18 protein-coding genes are annotated in these 17236 nt (G+C 65.9%); 5 read left to right on the forward strand and 13 right to left on the reverse strand.

Features of this window, described 5'->3' with window-relative positions; genetic code table 11:
* Positions 1-27 precede the first annotated feature (27 nt).
* From Q4543_RS11080 to Q4543_RS11090, 3 genes are read left to right on the forward strand one after another with little or no spacing between them, the layout of a single operon-like run.
* Complete coding sequence (locus Q4543_RS11080; protein ID WP_303438291.1) at positions 28-915, forward strand: ABC transporter permease subunit; 888 nt, start codon at positions 28-30, stop codon at positions 913-915.
* Positions 912-1700: an ABC transporter permease gene (locus tag Q4543_RS11085; RefSeq protein ID WP_216002671.1), complete on the forward strand. Its 789-nt coding sequence runs from the start codon at positions 912-914 to the stop codon at positions 1698-1700. The genes Q4543_RS11080 and Q4543_RS11085 overlap by 4 nt, the downstream gene beginning before the upstream one ends.
* A complete protein-coding gene (locus Q4543_RS11090) occupies positions 1700-2746 on the forward strand; it encodes an ABC transporter ATP-binding protein (protein ID WP_303438295.1) in 1047 nt (348 codons plus the stop codon). Before Q4543_RS11085 ends, Q4543_RS11090 begins: the two co-directional genes overlap by 1 nt.
* A 144-nt stretch (positions 2747-2890) precedes the next feature.
* On the opposite strand, the gene Q4543_RS11095 is transcribed toward Q4543_RS11090, so the two are convergent.
* Genes Q4543_RS11095 through Q4543_RS11115 form a run of 5 tightly spaced genes read right to left on the reverse strand, consistent with a single transcriptional unit; the run spans position 2891 to position 7438 of the window.
* Entirely contained in the window at positions 2891-3415 is a 525-nt protein-coding gene (locus Q4543_RS11095) for an NAD(P)H-dependent oxidoreductase (protein WP_216002673.1), read from the reverse strand.
* A gap of 2 nt (positions 3416-3417) precedes the next feature.
* Complete coding sequence (locus Q4543_RS11100; protein WP_303438300.1) at positions 3418-4731, reverse strand: NtaA/DmoA family FMN-dependent monooxygenase; 1314 nt, start codon at positions 4729-4731, stop codon at positions 3418-3420.
* A 19-nt stretch (positions 4732-4750) separates the two neighbouring features.
* The gene (locus tag Q4543_RS11105; RefSeq protein WP_303438302.1) at positions 4751-5503 is read right to left on the reverse strand and encodes an ABC transporter ATP-binding protein; all 753 of its coding nucleotides are present in this window, start codon (positions 5501-5503) and stop codon (positions 4751-4753) included.
* 1 nt (position 5504) lies between these two features.
* Entirely contained in the window at positions 5505-6320 is an 816-nt protein-coding gene (locus tag Q4543_RS11110; RefSeq protein ID WP_303438304.1) for an ABC transporter permease, read from the reverse strand.
* Positions 6321-6367: 47 nt separating this feature from the next.
* Positions 6368-7438: a putative urea ABC transporter substrate-binding protein gene (locus tag Q4543_RS11115; RefSeq protein ID WP_303438307.1), complete on the reverse strand. Its 1071-nt coding sequence runs from the start codon at positions 7436-7438 to the stop codon at positions 6368-6370.
* Positions 7439-7580: 142 nt separating this feature from the next.
* Here Q4543_RS11115 and Q4543_RS11120 point away from each other — a divergent pair, with 142 nt between their 5' ends.
* On the forward strand, positions 7581-8186 hold the full coding sequence (locus Q4543_RS11120) for a TetR/AcrR family transcriptional regulator (protein WP_303438310.1): 606 nt from the start codon (positions 7581-7583) through the stop codon (positions 8184-8186).
* Here the strand turns inward: Q4543_RS11120 and Q4543_RS11125 are convergent.
* The gene (locus Q4543_RS11125) at positions 8183-8824 is read right to left on the reverse strand and encodes a phosphoribosyltransferase (protein WP_216002679.1); all 642 of its coding nucleotides are present in this window, start codon (positions 8822-8824) and stop codon (positions 8183-8185) included. The two genes, Q4543_RS11120 and Q4543_RS11125, sit on opposite strands and share 4 nt — an antisense overlap.
* A 45-nt stretch (positions 8825-8869) precedes the next feature.
* On the opposite strand from Q4543_RS11125, the gene Q4543_RS11130 reads away from it, so the two are divergent.
* Positions 8870-10018, forward strand: a complete 1149-nt coding sequence (locus Q4543_RS11130) for a M20 aminoacylase family protein (RefSeq protein WP_303438313.1) — start codon at positions 8870-8872, stop codon at positions 10016-10018.
* Here the strand turns inward: Q4543_RS11130 and Q4543_RS11135 are convergent.
* From Q4543_RS11135 to Q4543_RS11165, 7 genes are read right to left on the reverse strand one after another with little or no spacing between them, the layout of a single operon-like run.
* Positions 9999-11735, reverse strand: coding sequence for an adenine deaminase (locus Q4543_RS11135; protein ID WP_303438315.1), 1737 nt, complete (start codon positions 11733-11735; stop codon positions 9999-10001). The two genes, Q4543_RS11130 and Q4543_RS11135, sit on opposite strands and share 20 nt — an antisense overlap.
* Positions 11732-12601 carry a nucleoside hydrolase gene (locus Q4543_RS11140; RefSeq protein WP_303438320.1) on the reverse strand — a complete coding sequence of 290 codons (870 nt, stop codon included), beginning with the start codon at positions 12599-12601 and terminating at the stop codon, positions 11732-11734. The genes Q4543_RS11135 and Q4543_RS11140 overlap by 4 nt, the downstream gene beginning before the upstream one ends.
* A gap of 1 nt (position 12602) precedes the next feature.
* Positions 12603-13562, reverse strand: coding sequence for an ABC transporter ATP-binding protein (locus tag Q4543_RS11145; RefSeq protein WP_303438322.1), 960 nt, complete (start codon positions 13560-13562; stop codon positions 12603-12605).
* A complete protein-coding gene (locus Q4543_RS11150; protein WP_216002684.1) occupies positions 13555-14331 on the reverse strand; it encodes an ABC transporter permease in 777 nt (258 codons plus the stop codon). The genes Q4543_RS11145 and Q4543_RS11150 overlap by 8 nt, the downstream gene beginning before the upstream one ends.
* A complete protein-coding gene (locus tag Q4543_RS11155) occupies positions 14328-15155 on the reverse strand; it encodes an ABC transporter permease (RefSeq protein WP_303438325.1) in 828 nt (275 codons plus the stop codon). Before Q4543_RS11155 ends, Q4543_RS11150 begins: the two co-directional genes overlap by 4 nt.
* Positions 15155-16177, reverse strand: coding sequence for an ABC transporter substrate-binding protein (locus tag Q4543_RS11160; RefSeq protein ID WP_303438327.1), 1023 nt, complete (start codon positions 16175-16177; stop codon positions 15155-15157). Before Q4543_RS11160 ends, Q4543_RS11155 begins: the two co-directional genes overlap by 1 nt.
* Positions 16174-17121 (reverse strand): LacI family DNA-binding transcriptional regulator, encoded by a 948-nt coding sequence (locus Q4543_RS11165; protein ID WP_303438329.1) that lies wholly within the window; start codon positions 17119-17121, stop codon positions 16174-16176. Before Q4543_RS11165 ends, Q4543_RS11160 begins: the two co-directional genes overlap by 4 nt.
* Positions 17122-17236: the final 115 nt, after the last annotated feature.

Raw genomic sequence — 17236 nt, forward strand, 5'->3', positions numbered from 1 at the left:
ACGGTTTCGGGCGGGGTATTCCAGCGCATGACCATATCCCCAGACACCCCCGCCAAACAGGCGCGCAGAACCGGCTTGCCGCTTGGCTGGCTCGGCCTTTTGCCGTTTGCGCTGTTCGCGCTGCTGTTCCTGATCCTGCCGACGATGAACATCGTCGTCGGTGCGTTCCAGACCCCGGATGGCAGCCTGACCTTGCAGAACATCGTGAACCTGTTCCAGCCGTCGATCCTGTCGGCCTACTGGATCTCGATCCGCATCTCTTTTGCCACGGCGCTGCTGGGCTGCGTTATCGGCTTCGGCATCGCCGCCGCGGTGACGCTTGGCAATCTGCCCGCCGGGCTGCGCGGCCCGGTGATGACCTTTTCCGGCGTTGCGTCGAATTTCGCCGGGGTGCCGCTGTCCTTTGCCTTTATCGCGACGCTGGGGCGGCTTGGCCTTGTCACGGTGCTGCTGCGCGAATGGTTCGGCATCAACCTGTATTCGCTGGGCTTCAACCTGCTCAGCTTCTGGGGATTGACGCTGGTGTATCTGTTCTTTCAGATCCCGCTGATGGTGCTGATCGTCACCCCGGCGCTGGACGGGCTGCGCCGTGAATGGCGCGAGGCGTCGGACATCCTTGGCGCCACCGGGGCGCAATACTGGCGCATGGTGGCGCTGCCGATCCTGACGCCAACGCTGCTGGGCACCTTTGCGCTGCTGTTTGCCAACAGCTTTGGCGCGGTGGCAACGGCCTATGCACTGACCGGATCGTCGCTGTCGATCGTACCGATCGTGCTGTTCGCGCAGATCCGCGGAGACGTGCTGCAAGACCCGCATCTGGGCTATGCGCTGGCCTTCGGCATGATCGTGGTCACCGGCATCGCCAACGGGCTTTATGTCTGGCTGCGCGCCAAGACCGAAAGGTGGACCGTATGAAGCCGAAACTCTGGTCGTGGCTGGTGTTTCTTATCGGCTTTGCCTATTTCGCGCTGCCGCTGATCGGCACGCTGGAATTCTCGCTGCGCAAGCGGCGCGGGGAATATTCGCTCGATGCCTATGCGTGGGTGTTCGAAGACCCGCAATTCCGCGAGACCTTTGGCTATTCGGTGGTGATGGCGCTGCTGACCATCGTCTTCGGGATGCTGCTGGTGGTGCCGACGGCCTATTGGGTGCGGCTGAAATACCCGCGCCTGCGCCCGTTGTTCGAATTCATCACCTTGCTGCCGCTGGTCATCCCGCCCATCGTCATCGTGTTCGGCTATATCCGCCTGTACAACACCTCGTCCTTTCTGCCGATGACGGGCACGACCTTCGGCACCAACATGCTGTTGATGTTCGGCTACGTGACGTTGTCGCTGCCGTATATGTACCGCGCGGTGGATACCGGGCTGCGCACCATCGACGTGCGCACCCTGACCGAGGCGGCGCAAAGCCTCGGGGCAGGGTGGGTGACCATCATCGGGCGGATCATCCTGCCCAACGTGCTGATCGCGGTGATGTCGGGGGCGTTCGTGACCTTTGCCATCGTCATCGGGGAATTCGTGCTGGCGGCGCTGCTGAACCGGCCCGCGTTCGGCCCCTACATGCAGCTGATCGGGGCCAACCGGGCCTATGAACCGGCGGCGCTGGCGGTGATCGCCTTTGCCATCACATGGTTCTGCATCGGGCTGATGCAACTTGCCAGCCGCATGACCCCCCAATCCAGAGCCAAGAGGTCCTGATGTCCTTCCTTTCGCTGGATCAGCTGCGCAAATCCTTCGGGGCCACGCAGGTAGTCAAGAACTTCAACCTCGACATCGAGCAGGGCGAATTCGTCTCGCTGCTCGGGCCCTCGGGCTGCGGCAAGACCACGGTTCTGCGGATGATCGCGGGGTTCGAAAGCCCCTCGCATGGGGCCATCCGCATTGGCGATGCCGACGTGACCGCGCGGCGCCCCAACCAGCGCAACGTCGGCATGGTGTTTCAGGCCTACGCGCTGTTTCCCAACCTGACGGTGGCGCAGAACGTCGCCTTCGGGCTGAAGGTCAAGGGCGTGGGCAAGGCACAAAGCGGCGCGCGGGTGGCCGAGATGCTCTCGCTGGTCGGCCTTGGAGATTTTGGCAAGCGCTATCCGTTCCAGCTCTCGGGCGGGCAACAGCAGCGGGTGGCGCTGGCGCGGGCGCTGGCGGTGCAGCCGCAGGTGCTGCTGCTGGACGAGCCGCTCTCGGCGCTCGATGCCAAGATCCGCGTCAGCTTGCGCGAGGAAATCCGCGAGATCCAGCAGCGGCTCGGCATCACTACGGTCTTCGTCACCCATGACCAGGAAGAAGCCCTGAGCATGTCCGACCGCATCGTCGTCATGCATGGCGGCATGGCGCAGCAGATCGGCGCCCCGCACGAGATCTACTCCAGCCCTGCCAATCGCTTCGTGGCGGAATTCGTCGGGCGGCTGAACGTGCTCGATGCCGAGGTCACCGATGCTGCGCAGGGGCAAGTCAGCGTTGGCGGCATCGAAATACCGACCGGCAGGGCGCTGACGCCGGGGACTGTGCCGCTGGCGCTGCGCCCCGAGGCCATCAGCCTCGGCCCCGCGCCCGGCCACGATATCAGCTTCACCGGCACCGTGACCGAGGTGCAGTTTCTCGGCTCGGTGATCCGGGTCGGAACACATATGGGCGGCGCGCCTGTCTTGCTCGATACGTTCAACCGCACCGGGCGCCGCCCGCCGCAACTGGGCGAAAAGCTGGAATTCAGCTTCAATTCAAAGGGCGTTATCCTTCTGGAGTGATCCTGCCGCCCTTCATCTTGCCCGTTAAACTCCGGGGGAGCCGAAGGCGGGGGCAGCGCCCCCACATTTCTTCGCAAGAAGAAATCCCTCGGCGCATAACAATCCGCGCGGCGCCCGGGTCAGGGCACCGCGCGGATGTCTGCCTCAGCCCCGCGCCAGCGTCATCCCGTGCGCCGCGCCAAGCAGGCGAAATTTCTCCCGCTCAACGAATTCTGCCGCCACGCTGTTCGGCCCGTCCAGCAGGCTGCTCACCACGTAAAGCGACGAGGTCGGCATCGACGCGCCAAGCTCCTGCAGCACCGGGCGCAGGGTGAAATCGGGGGCCAGCGAATGCGCGTCCGAGCCGCCGGTGAACACCGGGATCACCACCTGCCCGAACAGTTCGCCCGCCTTGAACTGGTCGAGAAAGCTTTTGAGCAAGCCGGTCATCGCGGCCTTGTAGGTCGGCGTTGCGATGACCACGAAATCCGCGCCCAGAACCTGCGCCTTCAGTGCAGCCACATCCGGGTCGCCCCAGCCGAACAGCTTGGGCGCAACCGGTGCCAGCTCCAGCACCTCGGCGGGGGCCTCCTTGTCCAGCAGCCCGGCCAGCGCCGCGCCAAGATCCAGCGCCAGCTGGCTGGTGCGCCCCCCCGCAGAGGGGTTTCCAGAGATCAGTACAATGCTCATGATCAGAAATCCGTCAGGTTGTCGCGCAAAAGCTGGTGGGTGTATTCGGTCCGCACCAGCCCGCGACGTTGCAATTCGGGCACCAGCCCGTCGGCGATTTCCACCAGATAGCGTCGTCCGACCCGCAGCACCGGGGTGGTGATCAGGAACCCGTCGCCGCCAACCTCGGCCATGGCTTCGCCCATCTTGTCGGCCACCGACGCCGGCGTGCCGATCAGCTCCAGCGAGGACACAAGCCCACCGCCCTGCGCCGCCGCCAGTTCGCGCAGCGTCTTGCCGCTGCCCCATTGCTGGAACTTGTCCAGCGTGCCGCTTTCACCATTGGTTTCCAGCTTTTCCGGCAGCGGCTGGTCCAGATCGTATTGCGAGAAATCGATCTCGGTGATCGCGGAAATCGACGCCAGCACATCGTTGCAGAAATGGTCCGAGGTGGTCTCGCGGATGTATTTCGCCTGCGCATCCTCTTCGGTTTCGCCAAGGGTCGGGGTGATGCAGAAGAACACCTTGATCTCGTCCGGGTCGCGCCCCAGCGCAGAGGCGCGCGCACGAATGTCATCGCGGAACGCCTTCATCCCCTCGACCCCGTTGGCCACCGACACGATCGCATCAGCGTGCTGCGCTGCGAAATCGCGCCCGCGCGGCGAGGCACCGGCCTGAACGTAAACGGGCCGATGCTGCGGCGAGGGCACGGTGTTGAGCGGCCCGCGCACCTTGTAATACTTGCCCTCGTGATCGATGGTCCGCACCTTCGAGGAATCCGCATAAACGCCGTTTTCGCGATCCAGCACCACCGCATCGGCATCCCAGCTGTCGAACAGCTTGTTCACCACGTCGATGTATTCATCCGCCATTTCATAGCGCTGTTCGCGGGGGGGCAGCTTGTCCATGCCGAAATTCTGCGCCGCCAGATCCTCGGCCGAGGTCACGACGTTCCAGCCGAACCGCCCCTTGGTCAAGCTGTCGATGGTCGAAGACAGCCGCGCCAGCATGAACGGCGGGTAGGCCAGCGTCGACATGGTGGCGACCACGCCGATCTTGGATGTCGCCATGCCCATCGCCACCGCCAGCGGCGCGGGGTCATGTTTCGGGGCCATCATGCCATTGGCCAGCGAATACTTGCGGTCGGAGCCAAAGGTCTCGGGCACCATCAGCTTGTCTTCGATCATCAGGAAATCGAAACAGGCGCGCTCCAGCGTCTGCGCCATCTCGATGTAGAACTGTCCGTCCCACGGATAGCCGCCCTGCCCGAAGGGCGCGCGCCACTCATCCGGGGTGAAGTTCATGAACCATGCGAGGTGAAAGCGTTTGTCGGTCATTTGAGCCTTCCTTCAGGAGTCAGCCGGCGGCGCGGGCAAGTTGCCGCGCGAGCCGGGGTTTTGCGTCGAAATCAGAGGTGATGATCGACCCGTAGCGATGCGGCGCGTGCGGATCGTGCCGCCGCTTGTCCACCGCGATCACACGGGTGCCAAGGTGGAACGCCTCGGACAGGTCATGGGTGATCATCACCACGGTCATCTGGTGTTCGCTCCACAGCTCGAGCACCAGCTTGTGCATGGCGCGGCGGGTGCCGGGGTCGAGCGCGCCGAACGGCTCGTCGAGCAGCAGCACCTTGGGGTTCATCATCAGCGCCTGCGCGATGGCAAGGCGCTGTTGCTGCCCGCCCGACAGCTGCGCCGGGTACAGCGCCGCGTGCCCGCCAAGGCCGACCCGGTCCAGCATGTCCTGCGCGCGCGCCTTCAGCAGCTGACGTGCCTTGCCAACCAGCCGCCCCGTAAAGGGCGCGGCCTGCCATTCTGGCCCGGTCATCACATTGCCGATCACCGTGCGATGCGGCAGCACCGAATAGCGCTGAAACACCACGCCCCGGTCCGGCATCGGCTCTGGCGCGATGGGCGCGCCGTCGATCAGGATGCGGCCCGAACTCGGCGCTTCCTGACTGAGCAGCATCCGCAGCAATGTTGTCTTGCCCGCGCCGGACGGGCCGACCACGGCAAGGAATTCATTGTCCTCGATCGTCAGCGACAGGTTCTCGAGCACGATGGTGTCGCCATAATGCTTCGAGACGTTCTCGAATTCGATGAGCGCCATGTCAGCCGCCCTCCTTGAAACGTGTCCATGGAATGGCGTCATGGGTGCGGCGCAGCAGGTAATCGATGGCAAAGGCCAGCAGGGTGATCCACAGCACGTATGGCAGGATCACATCCATCGCCAGATAGCGGCGCACAAGGAAGATGCGATAGCCAAGCCCCGCCTCGGCGGTGATCGCCTCGGCGGCGATGACGAACAGCCATGCCGCGCCCAGCGACAGGCGCACCGAGGAAATCAGCCGCGGGAACACCTGCGGCAGCACCAGCCCAAGGATCATCTGCCAGCTTGACGCGCCCAGCGTCTGCGCCTTGACGATCTGCTCGCGCGGGATCTCGGCCACCCGCAACATCACGTCGCGGATGATGAAGGGCGCGATGCCGAACACGATCAGCACGGTTTTCGACAGCTCGCCAAGCCCGAACAGGATGAACAGGATCGGCAGCACCGCCAGCGGCGGGATCAGCGAAAACGCCGCAAAGAACGGCTCGAACAGCGCGCGCAGAAACGGGATGAACCCAACCAGCACGCCGATCACCAGCCCGATGAGGGCGGAAATCCCAAGGCCCACGCCAAGCCGCGCAAGGCTGGCCCATGTGTCGGCCCAGAACAGCCGGGTGCCGGTGGCCCGGTCGATATCGAACATCAGCCGCGACATGGCCGAGGTAAAGGCGTTCAGCCCCGGCATCAGCTTGTCGGGCCCGTCAGCGCCGCGCGCGTCGGCGGCAAGCGCATAGATGGCAATAGTCAGAACGAAAGGCAGCGCGCCCATCAGGATCTTCATCCTGCGGGACGGGTGCCGGTTGATCACGCGGCGCATGGCATGTCCTTGCAAGGGGCGCCCCTGTCACAGGGCGCCCGTAGGGGTCAGATGTCGCCTGCGGCGGCCATCTCGGCGAAGCTGGCGTCAAAGCGCAGCTTGACGTTGCCCGGATCGCCCAGCGTGTTGCCGCCAACCTCGATGCCGATCTCGTCGACCGATGCAGCGCCCGCGCCGAACAGCCCTTCGTCAAAGCTGAAGGTGCGCACCTTGTCCATGATCTCCACCGAGCTGTCGGCGCTCAGGAACGCCGCCGCATCGCCGGGGGTGTAGAAGAAATGCGTCTGGTCGGCCTGTCCGGCAAAGCCTGCAAGGTCTGTGCCCATGGCCGATGCCATGATCTCGTGCATCGGGCCATCCTTGGCCTCTTCGCCCTGCATCACCGCCATCGCCTCGTACCATGCGCCGGTGACGGCCTTGCCGAATTCCGGGTGCTCGGCCAGCGTGTCGGTGCGGGCGATGAACACGTCCATGATCTCGCCGGGGATCTGCGAGCTGTCGAACAGCACCTTGCTCTCGGGCACCTGATCCAGCATCTCGGCCACGATGGGGTTCCAGCTGGCGGCGTGGTTCATGCTGTCCTGGGTGATGAAGGCCGCGCCGATTTCGGCGTCCGAGATGTTGACGGTCTTGACCCGCCACGGCTCGTCGATGCCGGCCTCGGCCAGCGCGCGGTTCAGCAGGTAATGCGACACCGAATATTGCAGCAGGTAGACCTCGTCATCCAGCAATGCCTCGACGCTGTCGACCGAGCGCGACAGCAGCGCGTCGTTGCCGTTGGAATAATCTGTCACCAGAAAGATCGAGGTGTCGACCCCGCCCGCCGCCGGCATGGTCAGCGCGTCCATCCCGGCCACCGCGACCGCATCAAGATCGCCCGCGATGAACTGGTTGATCGAACCGACGTAATCGTTGATCTGGATCAGCTCGACGTCGATGCCGTATTTCTCGCCCCAGGCGTCCATCAACCCTTCGGCCTTCATGTAGGCCAGCGGCATGAAACCGACATAGACCACGTACCCCACTTTGAAGGTTTGCTTTTCCTGCGCAGCGGCAGGCGATGTAAAGGCGATGGCCGCGGCGGTGCCGAGCAGGGCAAGGGTCGTGGGAAAGCGCATGGGCAAATGTCCTCGGGAAGCTGTTCGCGTTAACTCATCGCCCTACTGAGCGAGCGCTTAGTTGCGAAATCAAGCTTTTCCCGCACATCTTTTTGCTGTTACCAATCGTTTGATCAGTAATGCAGCAAGAGAGGCCCCGATCATGGCGAAAGCCGCCAAGCGCCAGCGCATGGACCCCACCGCGCGCCGGGTGCAGATTCTCGAGGCGATGCTGGCGCTCTGCGAAAAACAGCATTTCGCGGCGATCCCGATGCGGCGGCTGGCCGCTGAATGCGGGGTCAACATGGCGCTGCTCTATCATTACTTCGACAGCAAGGAGGCGCTGGTGCTGGCCGCCCTGCGCCACGCCATCGACGATTTCATCGTGCAGTTCGAGGATCTGCCGGTTGATCCCGCCGCACCGCTCGGCGCGGCGGATGCGTGGTTCGAGGCCAATATCGAAACCGCGCCGCGCCTTGTGCGCATGGTCAAGCTGATGAATGATTTCGCCTCGGACGGGCACCGTGACCCCAAGGCGTCGGCCATGGTCGATGAATTCTACGCCCGCGAGCGCGACACCCTATGCGCCGCGATCCGCACGGGCATTGCGCAGGGGCGGTTCCGGGCGCTGGATGCGGATCGCACCGCGTGGCTGACCTCGATCGCCATCGACGGCATCTTCTTTGGCGGCCCGGCGCGCAACGATTACGACTTCGCCGGAAATCTGCGGGCGTTGCGGGCGCAGCTGCTCGAGTCGCTGGCGCCTTAGCGCCAGCCTTGCGGTGTTTCGCTCAGCAGGGGCGTGTCGAACACGCCTTCCAGCGGCGGGCCTTGCAGGTCGCGCCAGCGCTCGGTCTGGCGCATCGCGACGCCCATGACCACGGGCGTGCAGCCGACGCCCTGCAACAGCGCCAGCCCCGCCGTCAGCGACGCGCCGGAACTGGCCACATCGTCGATCAGCGCCACCCGGCGGCGTTCCAGCAGCGGCACCATGCGCGGATCGAGATACAGCCGCTTGTCGGCCCCCGGAGAGGTGATCGAGCGCATCGGCACCGACAGCGCCTCGTCGTACCAGAATTTGCGCGATGTCCCGAGCGGCAGCATGCGCGCATGCCCCAGCCGCGCCGCCACCTGCCGCGCAAGGCCCAACCCCAGCGTCGGCAGGCCGATGACCACCTCGGGCTCATAGGGGCGCAGGCGGGTCGCAAGCTGCTCGGCCAGCGTTTCCTCAACCTCGAAACTCGCCTGATTGAGGATCAGCGAGGCGATGCCCTTGCCCTCGCCAAGCGCCCGGATCGGCAGCCAGAGCAGGCGCCCGTCGGGCATCTGTGCAGGATAACGATCGTGCCAAGGCGATGAGGGGGCAGGGCCGGGCGCAAACTCCTGCCAGAAGTGATGGGACAACATGTTTTCGACTTTCCGCTTTAGTCTCCGGGGCGTAGCATGGTCGGCATGACAAAGCACCCCGATTTTGACCTCCCCGCCCTTGTCGCGCTGCGGCGCGATCTGCACGCCCACCCGGAACTGGGTTTCGAAGAACATCGCACCGCCGCGCTGGTCGCGGAGCGGCTGCGCGCGCTGGGCCTAGAGGTGACAACCGGCATCGCGGGCACCGGCGTTGTCGGCACGTTGCGCGGCACCGGGCGCGCCATCGGTTTGCGCGCCGACATGGATGCGCTGGCGATGCCGGAAAGCTCGGGCAAGCCATGGGCGTCGACCGTGCCGGGGCAGATGCATGCCTGCGGTCATGACGGGCACACCAGCATGTTGCTTGGCGCGGCCGAGGTTCTGGCCGCCGCGCCCCCGGGCATCACGGTGCATTTCATCTTTCAGCCCGCCGAAGAGGGGCGCGGCGGTGCCAAGGCCATGGTCGAGGCCGGGCTGTTCCAGCAATTCCCCTGCGACATGGTCTTTGGCCTGCACAACATGCCGGGGCTGGCCTGCGATGAAATGGCGGTGGTGCCGGGGCCGCAGCTGGCCAGTTCCGACAGCTGGACGCTGACCCTGCGCGGCGAGGGAACGCATGGGGCCAAGCCGCATCTGGGCCGCGATCCGATCCCGGCGGCGGGGATGTTCCTTGCGGCGCTGCAAACGGTGACCGGGCGCATCGTCGATCCGCTGCAACCGGCGGTGGTCAGCGCCTGTTCGCTGCGCGCTGGCGATCCCAAGGCGCTCAACGTGATTCCCGACGTGGTCGAGATCGGCGGCACCGCGCGCGCCTACACGCCGCTGGTGCGCGATCAGCTCGAAGAGGGCATCGGCCGACTGGCCCACGGCATTGCCGCCGCGCAGGGGCTGGAGGCCGAGTATACCTTCATCCGGCGCATTCCGCCGGTGGTGAACGAGGCGTCGGCGACGCAGGTGGCGCTGGCCGCCGCACGGCGGGCGCTGCCCAAGGTGCGCACCGAATTCCCGCCATCGACCGCCGGCGACGATTTCGCCTTTTTCGCGGGCGAAGCGCCGGGCTGCTATGTCTGGCTTGGCAACGGCCCGGCGCAGGACGGCGCGCTGCATCACAACACCGGCTATGATTTCAACGACGCCGCCCTGCCGTCGGGCGTTGCCTTCTGGGTGGCGCTGGCTAGAGAAGCGGCGTCGTAAGCAGCCGTCCCGCCTGCGGGTCGGCGATGCCCAGATCGGTCTGGTGCGGCCCCTTGTTGCAGGCCAGCGTCGCCCCGACGAGGGCCTTGAACACGAGGTAGGGCGGCTGCCAGTCGACCACCTCATCCATGGCGCGGCGCAGCTGTTCAAGCGCCTCGGCAACTTCGGGCAGCGGCGCTTCGGACACGAGGCCCGCCACCGGCAGCGGCAACAGCGCGCTGACCTTGCCCTGCGTTGCCACCGCCATACCGCCGCCGCAGGCGATCAGCGCATTGGCCGCCGCCGCCATGTCGGCGGGGTCTGCGCCAAACACGGTAAGGTTGTGGCTGTCATGGCTGACCGTGGTGGCAAAAGCGCCGCGCCAGTCGCCCCAGCCGGTCAGCAGGCCGACCCTTGGCACGACGGGCACGCGCCCGTGCCGGTGCAGCACCGCGATGCGGGTTGCGCCCTTGGGCAGCAGCACGCGGCCATCGGCAACCTGCGCGTCGATCTCGCCCCATTGGGTAAAGCGGGGCCGGTCGATGCTGGCAAGCCGCGCCTGCGGGCCGGGCGCCGCGATTTCAAAGCTGTCGGGCGTCACCGGGGGCAGCGCCATGCTGCCGCGCAGTCGCGCCGGGATCGGCAGGGGCGCGGCCTCGCGCAGCGGCGCGCCGTCCACCAGCACGGTGCTGGCGCGGAAATCTTCCAGCGCTTTGGTCAGCACGATGTCGGCCCGCCGCCCCGGCGCGATCAGCCCCAGATCGGTGCGCCCCAGTTTGGCCGCCGCGTTATACGTCGCCGCCTGAAGCGCCCAGAGCGGTGGCAGCCCGTAACCGATCATCCGCCGCAGCATGTCATCAAGGCCGCCTGCGCTCAGCAGATCGTCGGGGAAGGTGTCGTCGGTGCACAGGGTCAGCGTCGGCGGCAGCTGTGGCAGCGCCGCCAGCGCCTGCGCGATCTCGGGGAGCAGGTGATCATGCGAGCCGCGCAATTCGATCCACAGCCCGGCGCGCAGCTTTTCCATCAGATCGCCGGCAGAGGTCAGCTCGTGATCCGATCCGATCCCCGCCGTGACAAAGGCTTGCAGCTCGGCCCCGCTCAGCCCGCGCGCATGACCGCAAAGCGGCTTGCCCGATTCCAGCGCCGCCGACAGGATACCGCGCATCCGGGGCGCGCGGGAAATCACCGCGCCCATGTCCATGACCTCGGCCAGCCCGTGCATGTCACCCCGGGCGAGCAGCGCGGCGATCACCTCGCCGTCGAAATCCGCGCCTGCGGTTTCGTATCCCGGCGCCGAGGGCACGCAGGACGGCACCAGCGGCAGCAGCCGCGCGCAGGCGTTGGCGGCGGCATCGGCGGCATAATCCAGCCCCTCGACCCCGGCCACATTGGCAAATTCATGCGGGTCCCACACCATCGTCGTCACCCCGCGCGGGGCGACATGGGCGGCATAGGTTTCCGGCGTGATCATCGAGCTTTCGACATGCATATGCGTGTCGATCAGCCCCGGCGCGGCGATCAGGCCGCTGGCGTCAAGCACCCGGGCCGCATCGCTGCGCGTGCCGGGCGCGTGGACCGACGCGATCATCGGCCCGATGATGCCGATATCGGCCGGGCGCAGCTCGTGCAGCAACACATCGGCAACGCGCGCCCCGGTGATCAACAGGTCAAACGGCGCATCGCCGCGCGCGGCGGCGATGGCGCGGTCGCGCAGTTCGGCAGTGTTCAGATCGCTCATGATGTCTCCCATAGTGCCGACAGGCACAGATCGCGCACCGCATCGGCATCAAGCCCGGCAATGACACGATGCGCCCCGTGCGGCGCGACGATGGTCTGGCCCAGACGTTCGGCATCGTGCAGCTCGACGCTCAGCGATACGTCAGAGAGGCTGAACAGCCGGGGCGCGACCAGCAGCGCCGCCGCGACCGGATCATAAAGCGCCATGCCGGAGCGCCCGCGCGACAGCCCGATATCCAGATAGCCGCCCATAAGATCGCGCATCGGCTGCGGCAGGGGGGCGATGTGCTGTTCCTCGATCACCACGCGGCGGCAAGGTTCCAGATCGACCATGTCGATCGGGATGCCGCGCGAGAGCAGCACCGCCAGCGCCTCGGGGTCGGCGATGGCGTTGAATTCCGCATGTTCGGTATGATTGCCGCGCCCGGTCGCGCCGCCCATCCATGTGATGCAGCCTATGTTGGCGCAAAGCTCGGGGTGGGCCAGCACCAGCGTCGCAAGGTTGGTCAGCGGTCCCAGCGCAAGGATCTGCGCATCAGAGCGCCCGTCGAGCCAGCCTGCCAGCGCCGGCAGGGCCGGGGCGAGCGGGCGGTCTGGAACCTCTGGCAGACGCGCGCCGCGCGTCGGCTGGCCGCTGGCGCCAAGGATGCGCTCGGCGGTCTCGGTCTCGCCAAGGATGGCGCACCCGGCGCCCTGCACCGGATCGGGCCAGCCGAAGGCGGCGCAGGCGGCCAGCGCGTTGGCGCGCACCGCCGGGATCTCGGCGCAGCCAAAGACAAGGCTGATGCCGTCGATCCCCAGCCGCTGTGCCAGCAGCAGCGCGGCAAGGTCATCGACCCCCATGTCGGTATCAACCCAGATGCCCATGTCAGTTCAGCCTTTCCAGCCGCACCGCGCGCTCGGGCGGCAGATCAAAGGCGATGGTCTCGCCCATGCGCAGGGGCGCCGCCGAAACAGGCGCATCGGCCTTGATCTGACCCAAAGCGCTGCCCAGCACGTATTCGCGCCGCTCGCCGGCAAAGGCGGTGCCGATCACCGTACCCTGATGCGGCCCCGTGCCCAGCACCACCGCGCCGGGCCGCCACGCAAGGCCGCCGCCAGCCTCGTCGGGCAGGATGGTTTCGAAACCAACGAAATCGGCAGCAAAGCCCGACACCGGGGCGGAATAGATCTCTTCGGGCGTGCCGAGCTGTTCGATGGCGCCGCCTTTCATCAGCACAATGCGATCCGACAGCGCCAGCGCCTCGGACTGATCATGAGTGACAAAGATCATGGTGATTCCGGTCTCGCGCTGGACCCGCTGCAATTCCATCCGCATATCAAGCCGCAGCCGCGCGTCGAGGTTCGACAATGGCTCGTCGAGCAGCAGCACCTTGGGCTGCATCACGAGGCTGCGCGCCAGCGCCACGCGCTGCTGCTGGCCGCCCGACAGATCCTTGGGCGCGCGGTCGGCAAACGCCTCCAGCCCCACGGTGGCCAGCCCGCTGCGCACCTTGGCATCCAGATCGGATTCCGAGCGCAGGCGCAGCCCGAAGGCGACGTTCTCGTAAACCGTCAGGTGCGGGAACAGCGCGTAGCTTTGAAACACCAGCCCGATGTCGCGCTTGGAGGGCGGCAGGCGGGTGACATCGCGCCCGTCGATGGTGATGCGCCCGGCGCGCGGGCTCATCAGCCCGGCGATGGCGCGCATCGTGGTGGTCTTGCCGCAGCCCGACGGGCCCAGCAGAGACACCAGCTCTCCTTGCGCGATGGTCAGGTTCAGCTTGTCCACCGCGATGGTGGACCCGTAGGCGAGGGTCAGCCCCTCAAGGGAGACAAAGTCAGACATATTTCGAAAATCCAAGAAAGCGTTCCGCGCACAGGATGATGCCGATGGACAGGAACGCCAGCAGCGCGGCAAGGGCGGCGACAGAGGGGTCGTAGTTGATCTCCATATAGGCGATCATGTCGATAGGCAGGGTGCGCACGCCCGGCCCCGACAGGAACAACGACACCGGCACTTGATTGAACGAGGTCACGAAGCCGAGGATGAAGGCCGCAAGGATGCCGCCGCGAATGTTGGGCAGCACCACCTTGGTCACCGCCTGAAGACGGGTGCAGCCAAGGATCAGCGCGGCTTCTTCCATGTCGGCGCGCAGGTTCTCCATGCTGGCCGACACCACGCGCACCGCATAGGGCAGCACCAGCGCGGTATGGGCAAGGAACAGCGCCGCCAGCATCCCGAGGCCCGTAGGCAGCACCAGATAGCGCAGCAGGGCAAGGCCGACGATGATGCCCGGCACGATGATCGGCGAGGAGACGATCAGGCGCACCGCTTCGGCCCCCGGCACCTTGTAGCGGGTCATGGCGTAGCTGGCCGGAATGCCTAGCGCCAGCGCGGCGGCGGTGCCGCCCACCGCAAGGAACATCGACACCGCAAAGGACATGCGGAAGCTGTCGATCTGGAACACCTTGGCGTACCATTTCAGCGACAGCCCGTCGGGCGGAAAGGCAAGGTTGTTGCCCGCCGACAGCGACGCCGCGATGATGATGAGGAACGGCCCGATCAGGAAGGTCAGCACCGTTCCAAGGATCAGCCAGCTGGGCAGTCGGGTCATCGGCGCGCCCTCGCGGTTGCCATGCGTTTCAGAACGATATTGGCCGAGAACGCCATGACGATCAGGATCATCGCGATGACGGCGGCCGAGGCGAAATCATTGGCCACGGTGACCCGCTGATAGAGCAGGGTTTCCAGCATCAGCACCTTTGATCCGCCAAGGATCGCCGGCGTGATGTAAGCGGTCATCGAGCCGGTAAACACCAGCGTTCCGCCCACCACCAGCCCTTCGCGGGTTAACGGCAGGATCACCTTGAAGAACACCTGCACCCAGTTGGCCCCAAGCACCCGCGCGGCGGGCACCGCATCGCGGGGCATGTTCTCCATCGCCGAGATCAGCGAGATGATCATCAGCGGCAGGAACAGCTGCAACAGGCCGATGAATACGGCGGTTTCGGTGAACAGCAGCCGCAGCGGCGTGTCCATCAGCCCCGATCCTACGAGGATCTGGTTGACGAAACCGGTGCGCCCAAGGATCACCAGCCACGCATAGGTGCGCGCCACCGGCGAGATCATCAGCGGCAGCGTCACCAGCGCAAACATCCGCCCGCGCGAGGCGGGAGGAAGCGAGACGATGGCAAAGGCGGTGGCGTAGCCGATGATGGCCGACACCCCGGCCACCAGCGTCGCCAGCTTGAGCGTGCGCAAAAACACCACCCGGTTGCGGTCGCTGGCGAAGAAATCGATATAGGGGGCAAGCGTCCAGCCTTCGGCGCCCCGAAAGCCTTCGGACAGCAGAATGATCACCGGCGCCAAGAACAGCGCCGCGGCGAAGACCGCCGCGGGCATGGCAAGGGCAAGGCCGATGCGACGGTCTTCAAACATTATTTCATCACCGTCGCGTTCCACTGGTCGAGCCAGGTTTCGCGCGAATCGAGGATCACGTCAGGCGGCAGAAGTTTCAGCTGCGCAACGGTCTCGGCGCCGTAGGTCAGGTTGTCGGCGATGTCATCGGACACCACGACCTCGGCATTGGCAGGGCTGTCGACCAGCGACTCGGCCAGTTTGGTCTGCACTTCGGTCGACAGCCAGAAATCCATGAACCGCGTCGCCAGCGCCTCGTTGCCGTTGTTCGCGGTCATCACCATGACGTTCATGCCGCCGGTCTGGCCTTCCTTGGGGGTGGCCCAAGCCATCGGCAGGCCGTTGTCCTTGAAGCTGGCCCATGCAAAGCGTCCGATCGGGGCGGCCCAGATTTCCTCTTGCTGCATCAGCTGCGCAACCTGCGAGGATCTGACGTAAAAGGTCACGATATCGTCGGCCTGTTCTGCCACCGCGTTGGTCGGGGTTGACAGGGCGTAATCCGCATCGCCAAGCGCCTCGCCGATCATCAGCAGCGCGGGCGCGCCCTGATTGGTGGTGATGTCGGGCAGCGCCACGTTGCCGGCCAGCTCGGGCGACAGCAGGTCGGCCCAGCTATCGATGGTGACCTTGTCAGAGCGATAGACGATGGAGGTGGCGTAGAAGGTGTAGCCAACGCCAAGATGATCGCCGAGCGGATCCTTGGCGATGTCATAGAGCTTGTCGTAATTGCTCAGCGCGGCAGTGTCGATCGGCGCAAGCAGATCCTTGCGGGCGGCGGACAGCGCGTCATGGGTGGACAGCACCGCCATGTCGATCACCGGGTTCTCCTTGTTGGCCTCGATCTTCGCGAGGCGCTCGACCGAGTTCCCGGTCTCTACGACGATCTTGCAGTCGCAGATTTCCATGAACGGGTCGTAAACGATCTCTTGAAATTCATCCTGCGCAAAGCTGTAGACCGAGATGGTCAGCGTGTCTTCAGCCTGCGCGGCGCCGGCGGCGATGGCCAGCGCGCTGGCGGTGGCGAGCGTTCTTGCAAGTGTCATTGGTCTCTCCTGTTGGTGGTTTGCGTGCTTCCACGGGGGATCAGGTACATCGGAACGGTGCGGGGCGCGATGGCGGGCTGGCCGTTCAGTCCGGCCTCCAGCGCATCCAGCGCGCCTTGGGCGATGGCGGGCAGGTCCTGCGCCACGGTGGTCAGGCCGGGCGCGATCAGTGCGGCGAAGGCATGGTTGTCAAAGCCGGTCACAGCCATGTCCTGCGGCAGGCGCAGCCCCGCCGCCGCAAGCCGCGTCAGCAGCGGCAGCGCGATCAGATCCGATGTGCAGGCCAGCGCCGTAGCGCGCAGCGCCGCGGGGGCGGGCAGGGGGCCATCGTCGAGCCAGTGCACCGCCGCGCCGGGCAGCGCGTCGATCATCCCCGCCACGCGATCCGCCTGCACCCGCGAGGTGCGGCTTTGCCCGACGATAAGGATGTCGCTGTGTCCGGCCTCAAGCAGGTGTTGCATGACAAGCCGCCCGCCGCCGACATGATCGGCATTGATCCGGCTGGCAGGGTTGGAGGCGGCGTCGATCACCGCAACCGGCACGGCAAGATCGGGCACCAACGTGCCCCGGCGCGGCACCAGCACCAGCGCATCGGCGCCTTGGCGCACCAGCCGGTGCAGCGCGTCATCCTGCGCGGCGGGCTCGCCCCGGCTGTCGGCGATCAGCACCCCCATGCCGCGCGCCTGCGCTTCGGCCTCGATGGCCTGCGCCAGCGCCGGAAACAGCGGGTTGGCGATATCGGGCAGCACCAGCCCGATGACTCCGCTGCGCCCGGTGCGCAGCGCCCGCGCGCTGGGCGAGGGCGCATAGCCCATGCGCGTCGCGGCATCCCGGATGCGGGTCTTGAGATCCGCTGACATGCGCCCCTTGCCCGACAGCGCATTCGACACCGTCGCGGTGGACACGCCGAGCGCCTGCGCAAGATCCTGAAGCTTCGGGGTCATTTCGAGCCTTGATTAATCGATTAATCAGCGTGTGGCCCGAAACCCTTGGCCAAGGCAAGACCAATACGCCGGAAAACGTGATCCGGGTGCCGGGGCTGGTCACAAAATAGGCAAA

The sequence above is a fragment of the Salipiger sp. 1_MG-2023 genome, assembly GCF_030547555.1.
In the GTDB taxonomy this organism is placed as follows: domain Bacteria; phylum Pseudomonadota; class Alphaproteobacteria; order Rhodobacterales; family Rhodobacteraceae; genus Salipiger.